The sequence below is a fragment of the Kitasatospora sp. NPDC057692 genome (assembly GCF_042799475.1).
Taxonomy (GTDB): Bacteria; Actinomycetota; Actinomycetes; order Streptomycetales; family Streptomycetaceae; genus Kitasatospora.
Genome location: NZ_JBHVIV010000010.1, coordinates 16,271 through 37,782 on the forward strand (window position 1 = coordinate 16,271; position 21,512 = coordinate 37,782).

The 21,512-nt window shown below is 75.2% G+C and carries 17 protein-coding genes; 11 read left to right on the top strand and 6 right to left on the bottom strand.

Annotation, left to right across the window (positions count from 1 at the left end):
• On the bottom strand, positions 1–1,386 hold the full coding sequence (locus ACFVFS_RS08525) for a hypothetical protein (RefSeq protein WP_380621563.1): 1,386 nt from the start codon (positions 1,384–1,386) through the stop codon (positions 1–3).
• A 136-nt stretch (positions 1,387–1,522) separates the two neighbouring features.
• On the opposite strand from ACFVFS_RS08525, the gene ACFVFS_RS08530 reads away from it, so the two are divergent.
• The 3 genes from ACFVFS_RS08530 (at position 1,523) to ACFVFS_RS08540 (ending at position 7,333) form a co-directional block, all read left to right on the top strand.
• Positions 1,523–3,289 (top strand): WD40 repeat domain-containing protein, encoded by a 1,767-nt coding sequence (locus ACFVFS_RS08530; RefSeq protein WP_380621565.1) that lies wholly within the window; start codon positions 1,523–1,525, stop codon positions 3,287–3,289.
• Between the two features lie 186 nt (positions 3,290–3,475).
• Positions 3,476–6,268, top strand: coding sequence for an SdrD B-like domain-containing protein (locus ACFVFS_RS08535; protein WP_380621567.1), 2,793 nt, complete (start codon positions 3,476–3,478; stop codon positions 6,266–6,268).
• A 243-nt stretch (positions 6,269–6,511) separates the two neighbouring features.
• Positions 6,512–7,333, top strand: a complete 822-nt coding sequence (locus tag ACFVFS_RS08540; protein WP_380621569.1) for a hypothetical protein — start codon at positions 6,512–6,514, stop codon at positions 7,331–7,333.
• 95 nt (positions 7,334–7,428) lie between these two features.
• Here ACFVFS_RS08540 and ACFVFS_RS08545 read toward each other — a convergent pair whose 3' ends face one another.
• Complete coding sequence (locus tag ACFVFS_RS08545; RefSeq protein ID WP_380621571.1) at positions 7,429–8,787, bottom strand: right-handed parallel beta-helix repeat-containing protein; 1,359 nt, start codon at positions 8,785–8,787, stop codon at positions 7,429–7,431.
• A 31-nt stretch (positions 8,788–8,818) separates the two neighbouring features.
• Here ACFVFS_RS08545 and ACFVFS_RS08550 point away from each other — a divergent pair, with 31 nt between their 5' ends.
• Positions 8,819–10,033: a Dyp-type peroxidase gene (locus ACFVFS_RS08550; protein ID WP_380621573.1), complete on the top strand. Its 1,215-nt coding sequence runs from the start codon at positions 8,819–8,821 to the stop codon at positions 10,031–10,033.
• A gap of 34 nt (positions 10,034–10,067) precedes the next feature.
• Here the strand turns inward: ACFVFS_RS08550 and ACFVFS_RS08555 are convergent, their stop codons facing one another.
• Positions 10,068–11,663 carry an AMP-binding protein gene (locus ACFVFS_RS08555; protein WP_380621575.1) on the bottom strand — a complete coding sequence of 532 codons (1,596 nt, stop codon included), beginning with the start codon at positions 11,661–11,663 and terminating at the stop codon, positions 10,068–10,070.
• A gap of 350 nt (positions 11,664–12,013) precedes the next feature.
• On the opposite strand from ACFVFS_RS08555, the gene ACFVFS_RS08560 reads away from it, so the two are divergent.
• The 3 genes from ACFVFS_RS08560 (at position 12,014) to ACFVFS_RS08570 (ending at position 16,252) form a co-directional block, all read left to right on the top strand.
• Positions 12,014–14,461 carry a tetratricopeptide repeat protein gene (locus tag ACFVFS_RS08560; RefSeq protein WP_380621577.1) on the top strand — a complete coding sequence of 816 codons (2,448 nt, stop codon included), beginning with the start codon at positions 12,014–12,016 and terminating at the stop codon, positions 14,459–14,461.
• A 50-nt stretch (positions 14,462–14,511) separates the two neighbouring features.
• On the top strand, positions 14,512–14,838 hold the full coding sequence (locus ACFVFS_RS08565) for a DUF6191 domain-containing protein (protein WP_380621579.1): 327 nt from the start codon (positions 14,512–14,514) through the stop codon (positions 14,836–14,838).
• A gap of 214 nt (positions 14,839–15,052) precedes the next feature.
• Positions 15,053–16,252: a serine hydrolase domain-containing protein gene (locus tag ACFVFS_RS08570; RefSeq protein ID WP_380621580.1), complete on the top strand. Its 1,200-nt coding sequence runs from the start codon at positions 15,053–15,055 to the stop codon at positions 16,250–16,252.
• Between the two features lie 12 nt (positions 16,253–16,264).
• Here ACFVFS_RS08570 and ACFVFS_RS08575 read toward each other — a convergent pair whose 3' ends face one another.
• Positions 16,265–17,212 carry a molybdopterin-dependent oxidoreductase gene (locus ACFVFS_RS08575; RefSeq protein ID WP_380621582.1) on the bottom strand — a complete coding sequence of 316 codons (948 nt, stop codon included), beginning with the start codon at positions 17,210–17,212 and terminating at the stop codon, positions 16,265–16,267.
• A gap of 171 nt (positions 17,213–17,383) precedes the next feature.
• Here ACFVFS_RS08575 and ACFVFS_RS08580 point away from each other — a divergent pair, with 171 nt between their 5' ends.
• Together ACFVFS_RS08580 and ACFVFS_RS08585 are read left to right on the top strand one after the other, a co-directional pair.
• Positions 17,384–18,121: a TIGR04222 domain-containing membrane protein gene (locus tag ACFVFS_RS08580; RefSeq protein WP_380621584.1), complete on the top strand. Its 738-nt coding sequence runs from the start codon at positions 17,384–17,386 to the stop codon at positions 18,119–18,121.
• A gap of 81 nt (positions 18,122–18,202) precedes the next feature.
• The gene (locus tag ACFVFS_RS08585) at positions 18,203–18,889 is read left to right on the top strand and encodes a hypothetical protein (protein WP_380621586.1); all 687 of its coding nucleotides are present in this window, start codon (positions 18,203–18,205) and stop codon (positions 18,887–18,889) included.
• Here ACFVFS_RS08585 and ACFVFS_RS08590 read toward each other — a convergent pair.
• Positions 18,870–19,316: a helix-turn-helix domain-containing protein gene (locus tag ACFVFS_RS08590; RefSeq protein ID WP_380621588.1), complete on the bottom strand. Its 447-nt coding sequence runs from the start codon at positions 19,314–19,316 to the stop codon at positions 18,870–18,872. The genes ACFVFS_RS08585 and ACFVFS_RS08590 overlap by 20 nt on opposite strands.
• A 189-nt stretch (positions 19,317–19,505) precedes the next feature.
• Between ACFVFS_RS08590 and ACFVFS_RS08595 the strand changes: the two genes are divergently transcribed.
• Together ACFVFS_RS08595 and ACFVFS_RS08600 are read left to right on the top strand one after the other, a co-directional pair.
• A complete protein-coding gene (locus ACFVFS_RS08595; RefSeq protein ID WP_380621590.1) occupies positions 19,506–20,465 on the top strand; it encodes a helix-turn-helix domain-containing protein in 960 nt (319 codons plus the stop codon).
• A 118-nt stretch (positions 20,466–20,583) separates the two neighbouring features.
• Complete coding sequence (locus tag ACFVFS_RS08600) at positions 20,584–21,003, top strand: DUF2690 domain-containing protein (protein WP_380621592.1); 420 nt, start codon at positions 20,584–20,586, stop codon at positions 21,001–21,003.
• 67 nt (positions 21,004–21,070) lie between these two features.
• Here ACFVFS_RS08600 and ACFVFS_RS08605 read toward each other — a convergent pair whose 3' ends face one another.
• The gene (locus ACFVFS_RS08605) at positions 21,071–21,508 is read right to left on the bottom strand and encodes an ester cyclase (RefSeq protein ID WP_380621594.1); all 438 of its coding nucleotides are present in this window, start codon (positions 21,506–21,508) and stop codon (positions 21,071–21,073) included.
• Positions 21,509–21,512: the final 4 nt, after the last annotated feature.

Here is a 21,512-nt window from a genome sequence, read left to right on the forward strand (position 1 = left end):
TCAACGGGCGGTGAGCCGCCAGCCCGCGTGGTAGGGGTCGTGGACCAGCAGCAGGCAGCCCGGTACGGGCTCCAGGTCGCGCGCCGGGTCGCCGGGGTAGGCGGTCGCGGCGTCACGCGGGCCGTCGGCGCTCCACAGGGAAGCGGTGAGCCGCCTGCCGCGCCGGCCCAGGTGGCGGAAGCGTCGCCGGTCGCGGACGGCGAGCCGCGCGCGGTCGCCGGTCCAGCGGACCACCTCGCTGCCGTGGCCGGTCAGGCGGTCGGACACGGTGCGCACCCCGTCGAAGGGGGTCACCTCCAGGGTCCAGCCGCCCAACGCGTTCACCGAGATCACCTCGGGGTACGGGGCGGCGCCGATCAGGAGCGAGCCGCACCACTCCTCCTCCGCGTGGTGGCCCGCGACGCGTCCGCCCGGGGCCTCGACGGCGAGCCACCGGCGCTCCTCGGCCGGGTGCCGGACCTGCAGTACGGCGGGTGGGCCCTCGTAGCAGAGCAGTGCGCGGCCCGAGCCCTCGGCCCGGTCGACCAGCAGGCGTTCCGGCCGGTCCGGCCGCAGGGTCATCCGCCAGGCACTGTCGCAGTCCTTGACGTGCAGGCGGAGGCGGCCGAGGGCGGCGTCCTTCCGGCCGCCCCAGAGCGGGACGGAGACGGGGCGCTCGTCGGTGTAGACCCGGTGCGAGGCGAGGTAGCGGCCGTCCTCGCTCAGCACCTCGACGCGGCAGGTGCCGGCCGCGAGGGTCATCTCCAGCACGGCGGGCCGTCCCGGATCCGGGCGGTCGAACAGTTCGGCGGAGTTCCCGAATCCGTTGCGGACCAGCGCCGTCGAGGACGGGAGGTCGGCGGGCTCGACCGTGAAGGACCAGTCCCGGCCGTGTTCGACGACCACGAACTGCGGTCCGTCCAGGGCGAATCCGTTCCGGTTCGTGGTGCTCAGGACGAAGTCGAAAGTGTCGGCCACCACCACCGGTGGCGCGTCCGGACCGTCGGGGTAGTGGACCACCCGCAAGGCGCCGGCCTCGTCACGGGTCTGGGTCACCACCGCCCGGGCGGCCCCGCCCCGGTACTCCAGCAGCCGCGGTCCGCTGCCCGTCGCCCCCGTGCCCAACTCGACCGTGTCGCCGGGACCGTGCACCGTCAGCGTCCAGTGCTGCGAGGCGTCGACGGTGATCCGCCGCATCGCCCGCTGCCGCTCCGGGGACAGCAGGACGGTGGTGCGGCCGTGGCCGTAGAGGGTGGGGTGCCCCGGCTCCGTCGCTCCGTCGCGCTCGCGGAGGTTGATCCACTTCCCCGGCGCGGTCTCCGCCGTCACCAGCACCACCCGGGCCGGCTCCGGGTACTCCAGTTCCACCTCGGTCCGCCCCCGTCCCGACACGACCCGACCGCTCACCGGCGTCACCCCCCGGCGCAGTCTTCCGGCTCCCGTCCCACCCGCACCACCCCGTGGACGTCACAACCCCGCGACAGCCCGGCGGGAGGGGTCGGGCGCGCCTCGGGTGTCGGACCGCTCCGCTACAGTCCGGGCCATGACCGGAGATCTTCGGGGCGGCGGCGAGCGGCAGGCCGAACAGCCCACGACGGAAGAGCAGTTGGCGGACCCCCGGTTCCTGGTGACCGCCGATCCGCACGAGGCGGTGCTGCGGCTCGCCACGGCCTCGGGACCGGCCGCCCGGCTGGCGGCGGCCGTGTACCGGGCGTCGGCGCGGCTGCACGGGGAGGCCGGCGCCGCCACCCGCCGGCAGCTCCTGGCGCTGGACGCGGCCCGCTTCGGGGACCCGGCGCTCGCCGGGCGGCTGGCCGCGGTGAGCCTCGCGCAGGTGCCGGACGAGCGGTGGCGGGTCGACTGGGCCACCGGCTCGGGCGTCCACCACGCCTTCCGCGGTACCGCCGACGGTTCCTGGCCGCCGCCGCTGGTGGACCTCGACGGCCGGCCGGCCGTCATCACCCGGGGCGAGGACGGCGCGCTGCTGCTGTGCGACCCGGCCACCGGCGAGCCGCTGCTCCGGCCGCCCGCCGCCGGCGCCGCGCCCGGGGAGGAGTGCGCCGTGGTGCTCGACGGCCTGCCGCTGACCGTGCGGTGCGAGAGGGGCGCCCCGCCGCGGCTGTTCGACGCCGCGACGGGCGAACCGCTGGGTGCCCTGGAAGGCGAGGACGGGGAGGACGGGGAGGACGGCGAGGACGGGGAGTTTGCCGGACCCGGGCCGACGCCGTCCGCCGTCGCGGCGCTCACCCGCGACGGCCGGCCGCATGTGCTGGGCGACGACGGGGACGGATTCGCCCTCTGGGATCTGACGACCCTCGAACTCGCGGGCCGCATCGTGGTGTTCGAGGAGGACGACCTCCAGGCCTGGGCGGTGACGGAGCTCGACGGGCGCCCGCACGCCGTCGTGGGAAGCTTCCGTGGCGCCGTCGGACTCTGGGACCTCCACGCCGGCGAGCGCGTCGCCGAGGGGCGCTCCGAGGACGCGGACCTCTGGACGGCGGTGCTCGCCCCGATCGGCGGACGCCCCCATGTGCTCACCGTCGGGAGCAACCCCTACGTCGGCGAGCCGCTGGAGGCCGCCGAGCTGTGGAGCCTCGATCCGCTGCGGCGGCTGGACCGACTGCCGCTCGGCTGGGGCGAGTTGACGACGGCCACCGCCCGCGGCCGGTGCTGGGTGCTCACCGGGGGCGGCCGGGCCTGGGAGCTGTCGGACGCCGCGCCGGCCGGGCGCCGGACGCCGGGCCACCGGGCGCGCGTCAGAGCGGTCGCGAGCACGGTGCTCGACGGGCGCGACATCGTGGTGAGCGGTGGTGACGACGAGGTGCTGCGGCTGTGGGACCTCGCCACCGGCGAGCCGGTCGGCCCGCCGCGGGCCACCGCACCGTACGAGGACGAGTGGGAGGGCGTGAGCGGGGTGCGGACCGCCGTCGTGGACGGCCGCGCGTACGCCGTCGCGACGCACGAAGACGCGTACGAGGACACGGCCGAGCGCGTCTGGGACCTCGCGGTCGGCGCGGAGGCCGCCCCGGAGATCGCCCGGCGGATCGTGGAGCAGGCCGCGGGCGGGGCCCCCGCGGTGGCGGCGCCGGAGCCCGAGGGGGTGACCGCGACGGCCGTCGGAACCCTCGACGGGCGCCCCGTCGCGGTGGTCGCGGTGCGCCGCCGCGTGCAGGTGTGGGACCTCTCCGGCGAACCGTTCGTGAGCGGTGAACTCGCCTTCCCGGAGCCCGTCACCGCACTGGCGCTGACGTCCGACGGCCGTCTTCTGGCGGGGTTCGGCGAGGATGTCGCGGTCCTTTCCCGCCGTTGACGCGGAAGCGGACGAACCGTCAGCACACAGCACACCAGAACGTCTGATCTGCTGTCAAAGTTCCTGGTTCCGCTGCGAACTTGTGTGAAGTCCCTTTAAGATCCCGTTAACCATGGCGGCTTTCAGTCACACGCGAAGTCTTCGCGGGGTCCCGGCTGGAGGCCCAACGTCACTATGAGAGCAGGGATGACAACGACACGTGATCAGGACCCCGGTGCCGTTCGCGGCCCGGAGTTGCGTCGACCGGTCCTGCCCGGCCGGCGCACCGTGGGGGGCGCCGCGGCGCTGCTCCTCGGAATCGGGGCGTGCTCGCTGGTGGCCGCCCCGGCCGCCTTCCCGGCCGCGGCCGACGGCACGGTGACGGTCCGCGTCGTGCGGGCCGTCGACACCGACGGCCTCTGGACGCCCGGGCTGGAGCCCGGGATGGCCGGCGTCAAGGTGACCCTCACCGACGACACGGGCGCCGGGATCGAGGGCACCACGGCGGCGGACGGCACGGTCACGCTGACGCCGGGCAGCAAGCTCACCGGCGGCAAGTACCGTGTTCAGGTGGTGAACCCGAAGCCGGGCACGCTGTACCCGGCCTTCGCCTCCCGCGAGGGCCTGGCCGGCACGCCCAACCACCTCAGCAGCAACGAGGAGTTCGTCGACGTCTCCGGCGGCAAGAACGCGGCGGTGCTCACCGGGCTCTGGTACCCCGGCGACTACTGCCAGAAGAACGCCACGCTGGTGACGACCTGCCAGGCGGCCTCGCGCGAGGACGGGACCCAGCGCACGCTGGTCTCCTTCCCGCACAACGCGCGCGGCCAGGACGGCACGGACGCCAAGGCGACCAACATCGCCACCAACGCGGAGACCGGCACGCTGTACGGCATCGCGTGGAACAAGGCCGACCGGCGGGTGTTCTCCTCGGCGGTCGCCAAGCGCGCGACGGACTACGGTCCCGGCGGCGCGGGCGGGATCTACGTGACGGACGTCGCGTCGAAGCAGACCTCGCTGTTCACCACGGTCCCGAACGCCGGTTCCACCGCCCACGGCGGCGGCACCGACGACGGGTTCATCGCGGTGCCGGGCAAGGAGAGCCTCGGCGGCATCAAGGTCACCGACGACGGCCAGGACCTCTTCGTCGTCAACCTGAACGACCGCAAGCTCTACCGCTACAACGCCACCGTGCCGACGGCGTCCGCGCCGAAGGCCGTCTACCCGATCCCCGACCCGGGCTGCCCCGCGGCCGGGGACTGGCGTCCGTTCGGTCTCGGCCTCCAGGACGGCACCGGCTTCCTCGGCGGCGTCTGCTCGGGCGAGTCGACCGGCAAGGCGTCCGACCTGAAGGCGGTGGTGCTGCCGTTCGACCTGGCCACCGGCGCCTTCTCGGCGGCGATCCTGAACCAGCCGCTGGACTACCCGCGCCAGTCGACCGTCGGTGGGGGCCCCTGCGACGGGGCGGCCTGGTTCCCGTGGACCGGCACCTGGCCGACCTCGCAGAACGGCAACGCCTGCGGCACCAGCCTGCTCGCCCAGCCCGAACCCGAGCTGGGCGAGATCGCGTTCGAGACCGACGGCTCGATGCTGCTGGCCTTCCGCGACCGCTTCGCCGACCGCGCGCCGGACGGTGTCCCGTACTCCGCCGTCATGTCGGGAGGTGACCTGAACAAGGCCTGCCCCGCCAACGGCGGCTACGTGATGGACACCAACAACGGATGCGGACTGTCCCCCCGGGGCACCCGCTTCTTCGACACCAGCTGGGGCGGTCACCGCAACACGGCGTTCGCGGGCATCGCGAACTCGAAGGTCGAGAACACCATCGCGACCTCCGCGTTCGACCCGAACCACCAAGCCCTCGGGTACGGTACGTCGTTCCTCCAGCGGAACGGCCAGCAGGACCCGAAGTTCGGGTTCCGGCTGACCCCGCCCGGCGGTCCCGACCCGTTCGGCAAGGGCGCCTCGATGGGCGACCTGGAGGTGCTCTGCGACCAGGCCCCGCTCCAGATCGGCAACCGGGTCTGGTACGACCCCGAGCGCAGCGGTATCCAGCGCCCGGGTCAGAAGCCGGTGCCCGGAGCGACGGTCAACCTCTACGACGAGACGGGGAAGCTCGTCGGCACCACCAAGACGACCGATCGCGGTGAGTACTACTTCGACGACACCAACGTCACGGGCGGCCTCAAGCCGCGCACGAAGTACACCGTCCGGCTCGACAACCCCGCCGACTACGCCAAGGGCGGCCCCCTCTACCAGTGGGTGCCGACCGGCGCGGACGTCGGCGACAACGCCTTCATCAACTCGAAGGGTGTCGTCCCGGCGGGCGGGCAGTACGCCGAGCGCGCGCTGACCACCGGCGGTCCGGGCGAGAACGACCACACCTTCGACTTCGGGTTCCGCCAGCAGGAGGGCGCGCTGCGTCTGGTCAAGCACGACCAGGACGGCAAGCCGCTGGCGGGCGCGAAGTTCCAGCTCTGGAAGGAGACCAACGGAACCACCGGGCTGCAGAGCACCGGTGACAAGCCCGACGCGACGGTCGGCGAGCCCTGCACCACCGGGGCCGACGGCATCTGCAAGGGCAGCGGTGTGCCGGGGTCGTACTACTGGCAGGAGGTGAGCCCGCCCGAGGGCTACTCCGCGCCGGAGGTCACGGTGTTCGGCCCGCTGGTGCTGAACGCCGACAACCTGGCCGCCGGGGTCGAGGTGACGGCCGTCAACAAGCTGAAGCCGACCCCGTCGCCCAGCCCGACCGCGACGTCGACGCCCACCGAGACGCCGACGCCGACCCCCACCCCGACCCCGACGCCGACCCAGGCTCCGACGCTGCCGTCCCCGGCCGCGACGCCGCCCGCGCCGGCGCCCGCCCCCGGAGGGCACCTGGCCAACACCGGTGCCAACGAGGGCATCCCGGTGATGGCCGCCGGTGCGGGAACGCTCACCGTCCTCGGTGCCGCGTTCGTCGTGCTGGCGCGCCGCCGCAGGGCCCAGCAGGGGTAGCGGGCCTCCGGTAGCACCCCGGCCGGGCCGCTGAGGCCCGGGCGGGCACCGGGGCCCAGGGCGGGTCCGGAGACCAGTGGTCTCCGGACCCGCCCGTCCGCGTGTGGTGACCGAACAACGGGACCCGCGTGCGGCGACCGAACGACGGGATCCGCGTGCGGCGACCGAACGACGGGATCCGCATGCGGCGACCCGACGACGAGACCCGCGTGTTGTGACCGAACGACGAGAGAAGGCAGGACCATGGCCCGGAAGACGAAGGCCGACACCCCCGAGCGGGACCCCGCGCCGGACCCCGGGTCGCGTCGCCGGTCCTTCTGGCTCAGGAGCCTGGTCGCCCTCGCGGTGTGCGCCACCGCCGCGGGCGGGCTGGTCGGCTACCGGATGGCCTCCGACGAGCCCGGGGAGCGGCCGGTGACCGTCGACGAGGCCTCCCGGCTGGCCCTGTCGCGGCTGAACCTGTTCCAGGCCAGCCCGGTCGCGGTGAAGCTCACCGCCGCCGAGGGCGGGGGCGTCGAGGTCCGGATCGAGGGCGTGGTCGACTACCGCACCCGCCGCGGCACCGGCAGCTACCGGATCACCGGGGCGAACGGCCCGCTCGACCACGGCCTGGTCGTCTGGGACGCCGGCGGCCTCGGACTCGCGCCCGAACCGGCCGGCGCGGACGGCCCGGCCTGGCAGCAGGCCGAGCGCGTCCCCCGGCAGGGCTGGTCCCCGCGCACCTACACCGCGGACCCGCTGGACGCCGGGCTCCAGCTGATCGTCCAGCTCGGCGCCGACCGCCCCGACAACCCGCTGCTGCTCGCCCAGTCCGGCGCCCGCTGGCTCGGCCGCGAACGCCTCGACGGCCGCGACGGCCGCGAATTCGACCGCTTCGCCGGGCCGCGCGCCCAGGGCTCCGCGCCCGACGGCGAGCGGTCCCCGCTGACCTACTGGGTGGACGGCGACGGCGGGTTGCGGAAGCTGACGATGCGGATGCCGGGCCTCGGCACCCCGACCGCGGTCGAGTTCGGCGGGCGGGACGACAGCGCCAAGCTCCCCGAGGCGCCCTGGCTCACCGGCTGATCCCCGCCGGCCGGCCCCTACCGGCCGACCCCCGCCGGCCGGCCCCTACCGGCCGACCCCCGCCGGCCGGCCTCCACCGGTCGGCCCCGGGCGCGCTACCCAGGCTGTCCCGCCGGCCGCGGCGGCAGCGCGCCGGGGTCCGTCGGCAGCGGGTACGCCGCCGGGTCCACCGCGCCCGGCAGGCCGGTCGCGGGCCGGGCGGGCGCCGACGGGTCGGCCAGCGAGGGCTGCGCGGGCGGCGGCGGCACCTGGCTGAACGCCATGCCGGGCGGCGCCTGCACCGCCGCCGCCCGCCCGGCGGCCAGTGGCCCGCGGGCCGGGCCGCCGCAGGCCGCCGCGGTCTCCAGGCCGTCCGGGCGCTGTGTCTCCGGCCGGTTGCCGCTGAAGCAGTTGCCGGGGTCCACCGAGCCCAGCACCAGGTCGGCGCCGTTGCCGTTCACCTGGTTGCCCTCGACCCGGTTGCCGCTCGCCGGGTGGCCCGCCGGGTCGGTGATGATCACCCCGGCCGCGCGGTTGCCGCGCACCAGGTTGCGCTCCACCCGGTTCGCCGTGCCGCCGCCGATCCCGATCCCGATCCCGAAGCCCCCGTCGGCCTGCTGGGGCGAGTCGGCGGCGTTGTTGTCGACGACGACGTTGCCCGCGATCACCGCGGCGCGCTGCGGGGCCAGCGCCTCCAGGTCGTTGGAGTTCACCGTGACGCCCACCCGGTTGCCCGCCGCGCGGTTTCCCAGGATCGACAGGTTGTCCGAGGCGTTGGTCACCTCGATGCCGACCGCGTTGCGCTCCACCGTGTTGCCGCGCACCAGGGTGTTGCACGGCTTGCACTGGCCGACGTAGATGCCGGAGTCGGCGTGCCCGGAGGCGTACGACTCCTCGATCACGCCGTCCCGCGCGTCGAAGGCGTAGATGCCGTACAGGCCGTTGTTGTACGACGTCACCCGGGTCGCCCGGAAGCCCACCACCGGCGGGAAGCGCTCGGTGTCCAGCGGGTCGTACGCCGAACCGCCCGCGCCGCGCTGCTGGAGCTTCTCGTCGGTCACCCCGGTGAACAGCACGCCGTTGGCCAGGTAGCCGTGGACGGTGAGGTTCTCCACCACCGTGCCGGGGCCGGTGGCGGTGATGCCGTTGGCCAGCTTCAGCCCGCCGTCGAGGACCACCGCCGAGCGGTCCGTGCCGCGCACCACGATGTTCGGCTTGGTGACGCGCACGCTCTCGCGGTAGGTGCCGGGGCCGATCAGCACCGTGTCGCCCTCGCGCGCGACGTCCACCGCCTTCTGGACGGTGGGGAAGTCCTCGGGCACCCGGACCACGCTCCCCTCCGGGTGCTTGGCGTCCTCCGAGGGCGAACCGGAGGAGGAGCACCCGGCGGCCGCCAGCGCGACCGCGGCGGCCAGAACCGCGGCGGTGACGGCGGGCCCACGGGGTGAGTGACGATCAGGAAACGTGATTTGCATGGCACGTGTTCTATCGTCTCCAATAGGGCGCATGCCCACCGAACCGGAAAACGCGTCGTCATCGGACCCCTCCGCACCCTCCGGGGTCGGGCGGCGACGGGCGCTGCTGGCCGCCGGGGCGGTGTTCGCCGCCGGCGTCGGCGCGGCGGTGGGCGAACTCGCGGACGGCGCCCGCACGGCGGGCCGCGCCACCACCGCCGGCGCACCGCCGCCCGAGGCACCGATCCCCTTCCACGGCGCCCGGCAGACCGGTCTGACGGCCCCCCAGCTGCCCGCCACCAAACTGCTCGCCTTCGACCTCCCGGCGACCTCCGCCGCTGCGGACCGCGAGGCCCTGCGCACCCTGCTCGCCGCCTGGACCCGCACCCTGGCCGCGGCCGCCGGACCGTCGCCCGACCCGCGCCTGCGGACCGGGGCCGGCGCGCCCCGGACCACCTCGCTGGTCGGCCTCGGCCCGGCCCTCGCCGCCCGGCTCGCCCTCGCCGTCCCCGCCGGGTTCGCCGAGCTCCCGGCGTTCCCCGGCGACCGCCTCGACCCGGCCCGCGGCGGCGGCGACCTACTGCTCCAGCTGTGCGCCGCCGACCACTGGACGCTCGCCGTCCTCGCCGAACTCGCCACCACCGCCGCCCACGGCGCCGGTGCCGCGCCCCGCTGGGCGCAGTCCGGCTTCCTGCCCCCGACCGCGCCCGGCGCCACCCCGCGCAACCTGTTCGGCTTCAAGGACGGCACCGCCAACCCCGACGAGGACCTCGCCCGGCAGTGGGTCTGGGGCCCGCCCGGACCGCACGAGAACGCCACGGTCATGGTCTACCGGCGGATCCGGATGGACACCGCCGCCTTCGCCGCCCTCCCCGAGGAGCGGCAGAACCTCGCCATGGGCCGCCGCATCGGCGACGGCGCCCCGCTGACCGGCACCGCCGAGCACGACGAGCCGGAGCTCTACGCCAAGCACCCCGACGGCGCCTACGTCATCCCCACCACCGCGCACGTCCGCCTCACCGGCCCCCGCCTCGACGGCGGCGCCCGGATGCTGCGGCGCGGCTACAGCTACGACGACGGTCCGGGCGACCGCGGCCTGCTGTTCTGCGCGTTCATGCGCGACGCCGGCCAGTTCACCCGCGTCCAGCAGCGCCTCGCCGAGAGCGACGCCCTCAACCCCTTCGTCGAGCACAACGGCTCCGCCGTCGCCTACGTCCTCCCCGGCGCCCCGGAGGGCACCGCCCTCGGCGACCGCCTCTGGGCCTGACCCGGCCCGCCGGGCCCCCGTCCCCGGCGCGCGCTCAGGCCGTGGCGGCTGCGCGCAGGCGCTTCTTGTCCGGCTTGCCGACCGGCGTCAGCGGGATCTCGTCGACGAGGTGGAGCACCTCGGGGGCGAAGATCCGGCCCTTGCGCTCGGTGACGAAGGCGCGGAGGTCCTCCAGCCGGGGCCGCTGTCCCGGAGCGGGGACGACGGCGACGTGGACGTGCTCCGCCTCCTGGTCGTCGCGGACCCCGAAGACCGCGCAGCGGGCGACCGCCGGGTGGGTGACGAGGAGGTCCTCCACCTCGGACGGGTGGACGTGTCCGCCGACCACGATGATCAGGTCCTTGGCCCGGTCGGTGAGGTAGAGGTAGCCGTCCGCGTCGAAGTAGCCGACGTCGCCGGTGTTCAGCCAACTGTCGTGCAGCACCGCGGCCGTGAGGTCGGGCCGCTTCCAGTACCCGGCCATGACGGTGTCGGAGCGCAGGTGGATCTCACCCGGTTCCCCGGTGGGCAGGTCGGTGCCGTCGGGCGAGCGGATCGCCACCTCGACGCCCGGCACGGGCCGCCCCACGGGGACCTGCCCGCCCGGGCCGATCCGGCCGTGCTCCTGGGGCGTGAGCGCGGAGATCAGCTGTGCCTCCGACATCCCGTAGAGGCCGACCAGGACCGGCCCGAACACCTTGAGCGCCTCGCGGATCCGGTTCGCCGAGGCGGCGCTGCCGCCGTAGAGGACCGAGCGCAGGCTGGACAGGTCGGTGCGGCCGATCGCCGGGTGGTCGAGCAGTTGGTGGAGCAGCGGCGGCAGCACCCAGAGGTCGGTGATGCGTTCGCGGGCGATGGCCGCCAGGACGGCGCCCGGGTCGAAGGACCGCTGGAGGACCACGGTGCCGCCGCGCTGGAGGGTCAGGTCGGCGAGGATCCCCGCGAGGTGGGCGAGCGGGGTGGCGGCGAGCAGGCGGGGCGGGCCGTCGGCGGGGTCGCTGCCGATCGGGGCGTCGAAGGCGTGGCGGTAGGTGCCGTGCCGGCTGAGGATGCCCTTCGGGATGCCCGTGGTGCCGCCGGTGTGGCGGATGCCGAGGTCGTCCTCGGGGCCGATCCGGACGTCCGGCGGCTCGGCGGGGCGGACGGCGGAGGCGGCGACGACGTCCTCGCCGATGGCGGTGGCAGTGGCAGTGGTTGAGTCGGGGGCCGGCCCCGGGCCCAGGGTGAGGACGGCGGGCACATCGATCAGCGGGAGCAGCGAGGCGGCGGAGGAGTACCGTTCGGCGTCCACGAGCAGGAGGGTCGTGTCGACGCTCGCCGTGATCTCGGCCAGGACCGGCGCGCTCATGCCGTCGTACAGGCTCACCACCCGGGCGCCCGCGAGGCCGGCCGCGTACCGGGCGGCGAGGGCCTCCGGGGTGTTGCCGGTCAGCAGGGTCACGGTGGTGCCGCGGGCGGCGCCCCGGGCGATCAGCTCGTGGGCGAGGCGGTACGCGGCGGCGGCGAAGTCACCGGAGGTGATCCGGGTGCCGTCGGCGCTGACGACGGCCTGCCGTTCGGGGCGGGCCGTGAGGGACCGGAGGATCAGCGCGGGGCCGCTGACGAACTCCTGGTCACCCGTGGGCAGTTCTTCGTTGTGGTTGGCAACCATAGGCACAGGCTAACCCCGCCCGCACCGTCACACCGGGGGCGGTTCGGGGGCGCACGGCGTGAACCTTCCAGCAATGAACAATGTTTGACGATTCATCAGCAATCGCACGCCGCTGCCAAGCCCCCCGTTCGAGTGACGTGCGCGGGGTTTCGGGGCCCCAGGTGCTCGATTCGTGGTCGGACCGGGCCACGCTCCCTAACCGGGTGCACCGGGTCATGAACAACGTCGGCGCTCCTCCCCTCACGATCGGCACGGGCGGCTCCGCCCGCGCCCACACCCCGCGTGTGCCGGCCGGTGCCGTCATGGGCGAAGATGTGGGCGGCGGACGCACAGGGTTGTGGGGGCGACAGGTGGGCGGGGAGTACGGGGACGTGGACGAGGCGGGCACCCGTGTGCGCAACCGGCTGGCGGACAGTACGGTGCACGGCACCGTCGTCCAGGCCGGGCGCGCCGACGTCCTCATCCGGACGTCCGATCCCGTCGAGCAGGCCGTCCCGGTGACGGTGGCGCCGCCGCTCGGCCTGCGGGACGCGAGTCGTCCGCTGCGGGGCCGCGGCGACGTCCTGGCCCGTCTGGAGGCCGCACCGGCCGGGGACGGGCTGCTGGTGCTGTGCGGCATGGGCGGCTGCGGCAAGACCGCCCTCGCGCTGGAACTCGCCGCCCGCCGGACCGCGGCCGGCTACCGGGTGTGGTGGGTCGAGGCCCGCAACGGCCCCGCCCTGGAGGCCGCGCTGCGCGCCGTCGCCCGCCAGGTGGGCGCCGCACCGGAGGAGCTCGAACGCGGCGACACCGCCGACGTCCTGTGGTCCCGGCTGGCACGGCTGGACGCGCCCTGGCTGCTGGTCGTCGACAACGCCGACGACCCGGCCCTGCTGGACGGCCCCGGCGCGCTCAACGCGGGCACCGGCTGGATCCGCCCCGCCACCGGAGCCGGCACCGTCCTGGTGACCAGCCGCGAGAGCACCCCCGCCACCTGGGGGCCCGCCGCCCGGCTGCACCCCCTGCAACCCCTGACCGGCGACCGCCTCGACGACGCCGCCCGTATCCTGCGCGACCACGCCCCGGCCACCGCCGGCGCCGAGGCCGAGTCGCACGCCCTCGCCGACCGCCTCGGCGGCCTCCCGCTCGCCCTGTACCTGGCCGGCGCCTACCTCACCGAGGCGACCCGGACACCGGCCCCCTTCCGGGCCCCCGGCACCCCGACCACGTACGCGGCCTACCGGCGGGCCTGGGAGGACGGCCCGCAGGGCCTGGACCCCGCGCACGTCCTGCCCCGGACCTGGGCGATGTCCCTCGACCTGCTCGAACAGCGCGGCCACACCCACGCCCGGCGCCTGCTGGAGCTGATCGCCTCCTTCGCCGACGCAGACCTGCCCTACACCCTCCTCCTCACCCCCGACCGCCTGGCGGACACCGGACCGCTCGCCGAACTCGACGGCCCGGCCCTCTGGCAGCACCTCACCGCCCTCGCCGCCCTCGGCCTGATCGACCTCCCGGAGGCCGCCCCCGACACCCTCCCCGTGCTGCGCCTGCACCCCCTGGTCCGGGACGCCTCGCGCACGCCGGAGACTGAGGCGACGGCCGCCGGCATCCTCGCGGCGGTGGCGCTTGACGACGAGAACGGGCATCCGGAGGAATACGAGTCCTGGGAGAGGTGGCGTCTGCTCTCTCCCCACGTCCTCAACGGCTTCCGCAACCACGGGGCCGCACGCGTCCCCGAAGCAGACGTTCCGCACCTTGCCGAGGCCGCGGGCCTGGCCGGCTGGCACCTGTGCATCGAAGGTCTCTACGCCCGGGCCCGAACAGAGTTGGAGGCGGTTCTCACCGTCAAGGAGGCGTACTTCGAGGACGGAGACCCCTCGCTGCTCACCACACGCTTCTGCCACGCGGTGGTCCTGCGCTGCCTGGGGGAGTTGGAGGAGGCCCGGACGGAGTTCGAGGCGATCCTGGCCATCGAGCGCACGCGCTACGGCGACACGGGGGAGCGGACCCTGGACACCCGCCACCAGCGCGGTGTGGTCCTGAACCTGCTCGGGGAGTCGGAAGCCGCGCGGGCCGAGTTCGAGGCGGTCCTCGCCGCCCACCGGGCCCGTGCGGGCGACACCGACCGGAGTGCTCTGGTGGCCCGGTACGGGATCGGCGGGATCCTGTACGAGCGGGGGGAGTTGGGAGCGGCCCGGGCGGAGTTCGAGGCGATCCTGGCCGTCGAGCGCACGCGCTACGGCGGTAACCACCCGGAGGTGCTCAGCACCCGCCTCTATCTCGCGCTGATCCTGCGTGACCAGGGTGAACTCGAAGCGGCGCGGGCGGAGTTCGAAGCCGTCCTCGCCGCGCGGCGGGGCCGGCCCGACGAGCACCATCCCGACGCCCTGGCCACGCGCAGCACCTACGCCGACCTCCTGGGCGAGATGGGAGAGCTCGGGAGGGCCAGAGCCGAGTACGAGGTGGTATTCGCCGCCCGGCGAGCCGGTTCGGGTGACACGCATCCCGAGACCCTCGTCGCCCGCCACAACCTCGCCGTCGCGCTCTACGAACTCGGGGAGTTGGAGGCGGCCCGGGCGGAGTTCGAGGCCGTGCTCGCCATCGAGCGCGACTGCTGGGGGGACTCCCACCACGGCAGCCTCCCCACGCGCGACCGCCTGGCGCGGGTCCTGCGCGAGCTGGGTGAGTCGGAGGCGGCCCGGGCGGAGTTCGAGGCGCTTCTCGCCGTCCGGACGGCGCAGTTGGGCGAGACCCATGCCGACACCCGCGCCACCGCCCGCCGACTCGCCGAGGTGCTGCGCGAGCTGGAGAGCTGACCGGGACCCTCGGCGGGAACGACGGCCCCGGCTCCGCGCGTTGGGCGGACATGGTGATGATGTCGGGCCTCCTCCTCATGGCCGTGCTGGTGATCGTGCCCTTCACCCTGGCGGCGGCCCGGCAGGTCGTGCTGCGCTCGGGCCGGCCGGGGTGGCTGTCCCGCCGGCTGGCCGCCCGGACGCCGAGCGGCGGCGGAGTCGGCCTCGGCGCTACCGCGACCGAGGAGTTGCACGCCTTCTTCAACGCGAACAAGCGCGTCCAGATCGAGCAGCGGCGGACCCAGCTGGTCCTGCGGGACGACGACCACACCGGCGCCCCGCCCCGCACCCGCCTCGACCTGGAGCTCGGCATCGCCTTCATCGACCCGCGGCGATAGGCACACCCGCACCTGCGCCGGTGCCGTCTCCGGGGGCCTTCGGGGTCGGGCCCCTGCGCAGGTCGTAGCCGCCCGGGCGCAGGGTGCGACCTGGTGTGGAGAGGCGGTCGGACCCGAGGCTGACGATTCGCCGCAGGGGCGCTGGGAGAGTTTCAACCACCAAACACACAACGGAAGTTGGCGACGACTTCCTTTGGAGACCGTGGAGGTTGGGATGGTGGGGACACCGATGGGCCGAGCCGTCCGGGCGGCGGTGGTCGTGCTGGCGGGCGCGGGCCTGGTGGCCGGGGTGGTCCCGGCGGCGAACGCGCAGGGCGCCGACGGCGCGGTGGCGGGTGCGGCGCGGCGGGTCGACCGGGCGGTGCTGGACGCCCGGCTGCGGGCGGTGGTGGCGCCCGGCGGTGCCACCGCCGCGCTCGGCCGGCTGAGCGAGGACGGCCGGACCCTGTGGAAGGGCGCCGCCGGAACCGCCGACCTCGCCACCGGCGAGCCCGCGGCCGCCCGCGACCGCTTCCGGGTCGGCAGCATCACCAAGACCTTCGTCGCGACCGTCGTCCTCCAACTCGTCGCGGAGCACCGGATCGGCCTGGACGACCCGGTCGGGAAGCACCTGCCCGGCGTGCTGCGCAACGGCGCCGCCATCAGCGTCCGCCAACTGCTCAACCACACCGCCGGCCTGTACAACTACACCTCGGACCCGGCCTTCGCCTACGACGACGACGCGGCCTTCCGGACCTGGCTCAGCACCGACCGCTGGAAGTCGCGGACGAAGGCGGAACTCGTCGCCGTCGCCGAGACCCACCCGGTGTACTTCCCGCCGGGCCGGGACTGGCACTACTCCAACACCGGCTACATCGTGCTCGGCATGCTCATCGAGCAGGCCACCGGCCACAGTTGGCAGCAGGAGGTCGAAAGCCGGATCATCCGGCCGCTCGGCCTGCGCGAGACCACCATGCCGGAGAGCGACCCAACCGTCCCCGGCCGCCACACCCGTGCCTACGCCGCCCTGCCCGGCGGCCCGGTGGACATCACGCTGTTCAACCCGACCATCGCCGGCCCGTCCGGCGCGGGCATCTCCACCACCGCCGACCTCGCCGCCTTCATCTCCGCGTTGCTCGGAGGCCGGCTCCTCGGACCTGCCGAACTCGCCGAGATGAAGCACACCGCGGGCCTCGGACGCGGGGCCGACTACGGCCTCGGCCTGGAACGCACCCCCACCCCGTGCGGCGACTTCTGGGGCCACCGCGGCGACAGCCTCGGCTACAGCGGCATCGTGCTCGGCGACGACACCGGGCGCCGCCGGGTCGTCCTCGTCCGCAACCCCTACGACCCCGCCGGCCTGCCCGCCTCGGAGGCCGCCTTCACCGGGCTGGTGACCGCCGCGGCCTGCGCCGGCCGGACCGCACAGCCCTGAGCCGGGCCGGGTTCAGGTGGCCAGGACCTCCACCGTGTGGACGGCGTTGCGGGCGGCGGAGGGCGGTTGGACGCGGCCGCGGGCGTCGGTGGCGCGGCAGCGGATGCGGTGCGGGCCGGGGGAGAGGTGGCAGGGGAGGGTGAAGCGCTGCCAGACGGGGTGCGGGCCGCGCGGCTGAAGGAGCGCCGGGCGCCAGCCGCCGTCGTCGACGGCGACCTCCACGGAGACGACCGGGGCGAAGCTCCACGCCCGGCCGGTCACCTCGTGCAGGCCGGCGGTCAGCCGCCGGCCGTCCTGCGGGGCGAGGAGCTTGCTGTTGACGTCGACCTCGCGCACCGGGCGCGGTGCGCCGCCGCCGGGTGGGACGCGGGTGTAGAGGCGGGTGGTGAAGAGGTGGTCGGGCCGGTGGTCGGCCAGCACCAGGCGGGTCAGCCATTTGACGGAGTTGGTGGCGAACATCCGGGGCGCCACCGCGCGCAGCGGGAAGCCGTGCCGCCCGGGCAGCGGTGCGCCGTTGACGGTGTCGGCCAGCAGCACCTCGTCCCGGGCCCGGTCCAGCGGCAGGTCCTTGAGGTACGCCAGCCCGCTCTCGCCCGCGAACGCGCCGCGGTCGGCGCCCTCGAACCAGATGTGTCGGGCCTGCGGGCGCGGGGTCGCGAGGTCCAGGACGTCGGCGAGCGCGACGCCGGACCACTCCAGGTTGGCGACGGCGCGGGTCGGGACGTCGGGGCGGGACGGGCTGCCGAAGCACTCGTGGAAGGCGGTCAGGCTGGTTCGGGGCAGTCCGCGCAGCGCCGACAGGTCCAGCCAGAGCGGCCGTTCCACCAGGCCCTCGACGGTCAGCGTCCAGGAGGAGGCGTCGAGTTCGGGCGGCGGCCCGAGGTGGCTGCGGACGAAGAGGTGCTCGACGGGGGTGAGGAAGGCGTCGGGCGTGCTCGGGTCGGCGGGCGTTTCCTGCACACGGGCTCCGTACGTCGTCGGGTGGCCCGGCAAGACCGGGATGGGACCGGGGTGGGCGGACCGGGCTGGAGTATAGGAAGGATTCCGGCCCCGAACGATCCGTGTCCACCCGTCGGCCCGGTAGCCTTGCGCACACCGGCCGGGGACGGGTGCGCGGGGGAGTGGTGGAGCGTGGGCGACGGACGGGCCGGGCGGGGCGGGGAGTTGACGCTCCATGAGCTTGCCTGCCTGGCCGGCGGGCCGTGGCGGGTGGCCGAGACCGCGCTGGTGCGGATGCTCCTCACCGCCCGGGTGGAGATCGACCGGCACGGCATGGTCCGGGTCGTCCGGCCCCGTCCCCGTGACGAGGTGGAGGCGGTCCTGCTCGCCGCGCTCGGGCCGTCGGGCACCGGCTGGCTGGGCGCCTCGCGCGCCGCGTTCGGGCCCAGCGCGCCCGCCCGGGAGCTGGAGGCGGGCCTGCGCCGCCGCGGACTGCTGGTCGGCGGCGATTCGCCGTCCGCCGGCGGGCGTTCGCTGAGGCTGCCGACGGCGGTGGCCGTCCCCCTGCTGATCGCCGTCGCGTTCGCGGCGGCCAGGTTCGCCGTCGCGGCCCTCGGCGCGGAGCCGGGCGCCGCGGTGGTGCTCGGCGGCCTCGCCGCCCTCCTGGCCGCGGTCGCCCTGACCCGCCGTACACCGCCCTCCGACCCGTACGCGAGGCCGGCCGACCACGTCGTCCCCCTCCTCACCGCCCTGCGGGCCGGTGAACCGCCCCCGCCGGGCTGGCGCCTTCCGGAGGACGGCCCCACGCCGACGGGCCGCACCACCTGGGCCGCCCTTGCCGCCATCGGCGTGGAGGCACTGCACCGTCCGCGGCTCACCGCAGCCTTCCACGGCCGCCCGGCCACCTCGGCGTCGCGAAGAGTTCGCTGACCCGTCGTCCGGGGAGGGTGGCCGAGGTCCGTCGGCCCGCCAGACTTGAGGGGACGGCCAGCCGGAGCGGGGAGGGTCACGGTGTCGGACGGTCCGGGCAGCGCGGGCGGGACCGGTCACCCGCCGGACCCAGGAGTCCCGGCGGCCTCGCCGACCACGGCGACCAGCTGGTACCAGCGGCCCGTCGTCCAGTTCGCGGTCTTCCCGTTGGCCGCGCTCGCCCTCGCGGCCCTGGGCATCGGCGTCTCCCTGTTCCAACGCGGCGACGGCGGCCGCGCGGCGCGGCCCGAGGCTCCGGCGGCCGCGGCTCCGGCGGCGTCCCGTCCTCCGTCCGGGCCGAGCCGTACGGCGGGGGGCTCTCCGGCGCCGACGACGCCCGACCCCGCCGTCCACGACTTCGACCGGTACCTGACGGGCATCGCGGACATCACGGTGGGCGACGACAACCTCCTGGACCTCGACACCATGGCGGTGGTGCCGAGCGGCACCCCGGGCGCGGACATCCGGCTGGACTCAGGGCGGCTGTTCCACGGGGCGCGGGAGAAGCTGGACGACCAGGGCATCGGCATCATCGACAACGCGGACATCCCGAACTGCTCGACCCGGACCCAACTCATCGAGGGCAAGGTCGACTTCGATGTGCTGCGGGGCGACCAGAGCATCTGCGTGAAGACCAGCCAGGGCCGGTGGGTCCTACTCCGGATCGCCGCCCGCAGGCCCAGGTCCGCCTACACCTTCCACGTCGGCTTCACCGGCGAGCCGCGGTAGCGGCGCCGCCGGGCGCGGGTCGTGACACCTGCCGCCGGCTGCCGCGGCCGAGAGCGGCCGCAGCGCCCAGGGCGCCCGCGGCGAGCGCCCAGGCGGCCCAGGCCCTACGGGCCGGGAGCGGCGGAGGCGGTGCCGGTGGCGGGGGAGGCACCGGAACCGGGGCGAGCGACCGTGTCAAGGCCTGCCAGCGGGCGGTCCACTCCGCCTCGTCGCCGCCGCAGGCGCGGACGTAGGCGAGGGTGACCGGCAGGGTGGGCGGCCGGGTGCCGGAGGCGGCGGCGGACAGGGAGCTCGCCGAGGTGTGGACCTTCGCGGCCATCGCGCGGTAGACGGGGGATCCGGCCGACCGGCGCAGGGCGCGCAGCTCAGCGGCGAAGTGTTCGACGGGACCGGCGCCCGGATCCAGCGGATTCTCGTGACGACCCATGGCGGCCTCCGGCCTGTGCTTCGTGTGTGGCGAACCCGGTCCGCCGGTGGGGCGGACAGGTGGTGCCGAACTATCTACTCTGGTCAGGGAGTTGTCCGGCAACTCGACTGCGGGCCGGACAAACGCAGGGGAGCGGTGGCAGGGCGCGACGCCACGGCGGTCCGGACAATCCAGGGGAGGCGAACCGATATGGGAAGGCCGGGACGACCGGAGCGGCCGCTGGACCCGGACGCCGGGCCGGTCGAGGCGTTCGCCCACGCGCTCCGCGCGCTGCGACGGGAGGCGGGCAACCCGTCCTACCGGTGGATAGCCGACCGCGCGCACTACTCGCACACCGTGCTCTCCGACGCCGCCCGCGGCGAACGCCTGCCCACGCTGGCCGTCACCCTGGCGTTCGTCGAGGCGTGCGGGGCCGACCGCGGCGCGTGGGAGGCCCGCTGGCACCTGCACCAGCAGCTCGCCGCCGGCACCCTCCCCAGGACGGCCCCGCTGCAGGCGCCGGACGCCGCGGACCCGCCGGACGCCGTGCACCCACCGGAACCCGCGGCACCCGTCGAACCGCCCGAGCCGGACCGCACGAGCCCGCGCCGCCGCCTCCTCCGGCCGCCGGGCCGGCGGGTGACCGCGCTCGCCGCACTGCTCGTCGCCCTGGTCCTCGCCGCCGGCGCGACCGGCTGGCTGCTGCGGCCCGTGCCGGCCCCACCGACGTCCCCGCCGGTGGAGATCGAGGACGGCACCAACCCCAAGCTGGCCGGCTGCACCGCCGACGCCGTCACCCTGGACTCCGCCCTCGTCACGCTCGTGGCCGAGGCCCGCCTGCACGGGCGGATCCTGCCGGTCGGCACCGTGCTCGGCACGGTCCTGCTCGTCTACTCGCCGCACTGCGCCGGCGCCTGGCCCCGCTTCCACCCCACGCCCGGCCTCAACCCGGACCCGGGGGACACCGCCGCCGCCGTCGTCACCGTCGAGGCCGAGCGGGCCATCGACAACACCGTGACGACCTGGCGGATGGGCCACGTCGACTCCGCCTTCGCCGACGTGCTGCTCACCGGCCACGGCTGCGTGACGGCCAGGGCCCGGGTGCAGATGGCGGGCCAGGACGCCTTCGGGACCGGCCAGACCCGGTGCCTGGTCCGGCCGCCCGGATAGCCCGCGTTGACCGCGTTTTGTGCAGGCCGGCCGTCGGCGGTGCGGTCAACAATCCGCCCTCCTACAAAGGGTGTCGGGGCGAGCACCGCCCCATCAGGACCCGACGAAGGGTGGAGTGATGAGGCACCGGAGGAAGACACTCGCCGCGGCCGGCCTGCTGCTCGCCGGCGCGCTGACCGGCGTCACGGGAACCGGCACCGCCGCGGCGGCCCCGGCGGCGGTGCAGGCGGGCTGTCACGGCTCGGGCTGCACGGGCCAGGACCCGCGGGCGAAGGGCTGTGACGCCGACGCGCGGACGGTCGCCGACGCCTGGTTCGGCAACGTCCGCCTGCAGCTGCGCTACAGCCCGGCCTGCGCCGCCAACTGGGCCAAGATCGAGCCCGCACCGCTCTGGTGGCACTTCTGGGTCGAGAACCGGAACGGCGAGAGCCAGGACTACCGGGTGGGCTGGCCGGACTCCTCGGCCTACACCAACATGGTGGACGGCACCGTGGAGGCGCGCGCCTGTTCCGACAGCGGCTGCACCGGCTGGCGGTGACCGCCGTCCGCCGGAGGGGAGCCGCGCCGGAGGGCCACCCGCCCCCGGTGCGGCTCCCCGAGGCCCGTCAGGCCGGGAGGGCGCCGAGCTGGCGGAGCTGGCCGAGGAGGTCGACGACTCCCCAGGCCTCGGCGATGCGGCCGTCGGGGGCGAAGCGGAAGACGAAGATCTCGCCGTACGTGACGGCACGGCCCGTCGGCGGGCGGCCCAGGTACTCGCCGCGGTTGGTCCCGGTGACGGTGTTGCGGCTGACCACCTTGTCCTCCTCCGCGATCACGTCCTCGACCGTGACGCGCAGGTCGGGGTAGGCCCGGCGGAGGGTGTGGAAGACCTGGCGCAGCGCCTCCGGTCCCGTGCTCTCCGGCGGCACCGGGGTGTGGAGCCGCAGGTCGGGTGCGGCGACCTCGTCGATCGTCGCCGAGATCAGCTCCGGGTCACCGGAGTTGACGGCGTCGTGCAGTCGCCGCAGGGTCGCGACGTTGGCCAGGGCGGGGGACGCGGACACGGGT

What these genes read in the sequence shown, in the direction of transcription:
- ACFVFS_RS08555 (WP_380621575.1), bottom strand. Translation starts at nt 11,663, where the DNA reads ATGGTTGCCAACCACAACGAAGAACTGCCCACGGGTGACCAGGAGTTC.
- ACFVFS_RS08600 (WP_380621592.1), top strand. Translation starts at nt 20,584, where the DNA reads ATGAGGCACCGGAGGAAGACACTCGCCGCGGCCGGCCTGCTGCTCGCC.
- ACFVFS_RS08535 (WP_380621567.1), top strand. Translation starts at nt 3,476, where the DNA reads ATGACAACGACACGTGATCAGGACCCCGGTGCCGTTCGCGGCCCGGAG.
- ACFVFS_RS08545 (WP_380621571.1), bottom strand. Translation starts at nt 8,787, where the DNA reads ATGCAAATCACGTTTCCTGATCGTCACTCACCCCGTGGGCCCGCCGTC.
- ACFVFS_RS08550 (WP_380621573.1), top strand. Translation starts at nt 8,819, where the DNA reads ATGCCCACCGAACCGGAAAACGCGTCGTCATCGGACCCCTCCGCACCC.
- ACFVFS_RS08590 (WP_380621588.1), bottom strand. Translation starts at nt 19,316, where the DNA reads ATGGGTCGTCACGAGAATCCGCTGGATCCGGGCGCCGGTCCCGTCGAA.
- ACFVFS_RS08595 (WP_380621590.1), top strand. Translation starts at nt 19,506, where the DNA reads ATGGGAAGGCCGGGACGACCGGAGCGGCCGCTGGACCCGGACGCCGGG.
- ACFVFS_RS08565 (WP_380621579.1), top strand. Translation starts at nt 14,512, where the DNA reads ATGGTGATGATGTCGGGCCTCCTCCTCATGGCCGTGCTGGTGATCGTG.
- ACFVFS_RS08570 (WP_380621580.1), top strand. Translation starts at nt 15,053, where the DNA reads ATGGTGGGGACACCGATGGGCCGAGCCGTCCGGGCGGCGGTGGTCGTG.
- ACFVFS_RS08540 (WP_380621569.1), top strand. Translation starts at nt 6,512, where the DNA reads ATGGCCCGGAAGACGAAGGCCGACACCCCCGAGCGGGACCCCGCGCCG.
- ACFVFS_RS08530 (WP_380621565.1), top strand. Translation starts at nt 1,523, where the DNA reads ATGACCGGAGATCTTCGGGGCGGCGGCGAGCGGCAGGCCGAACAGCCC.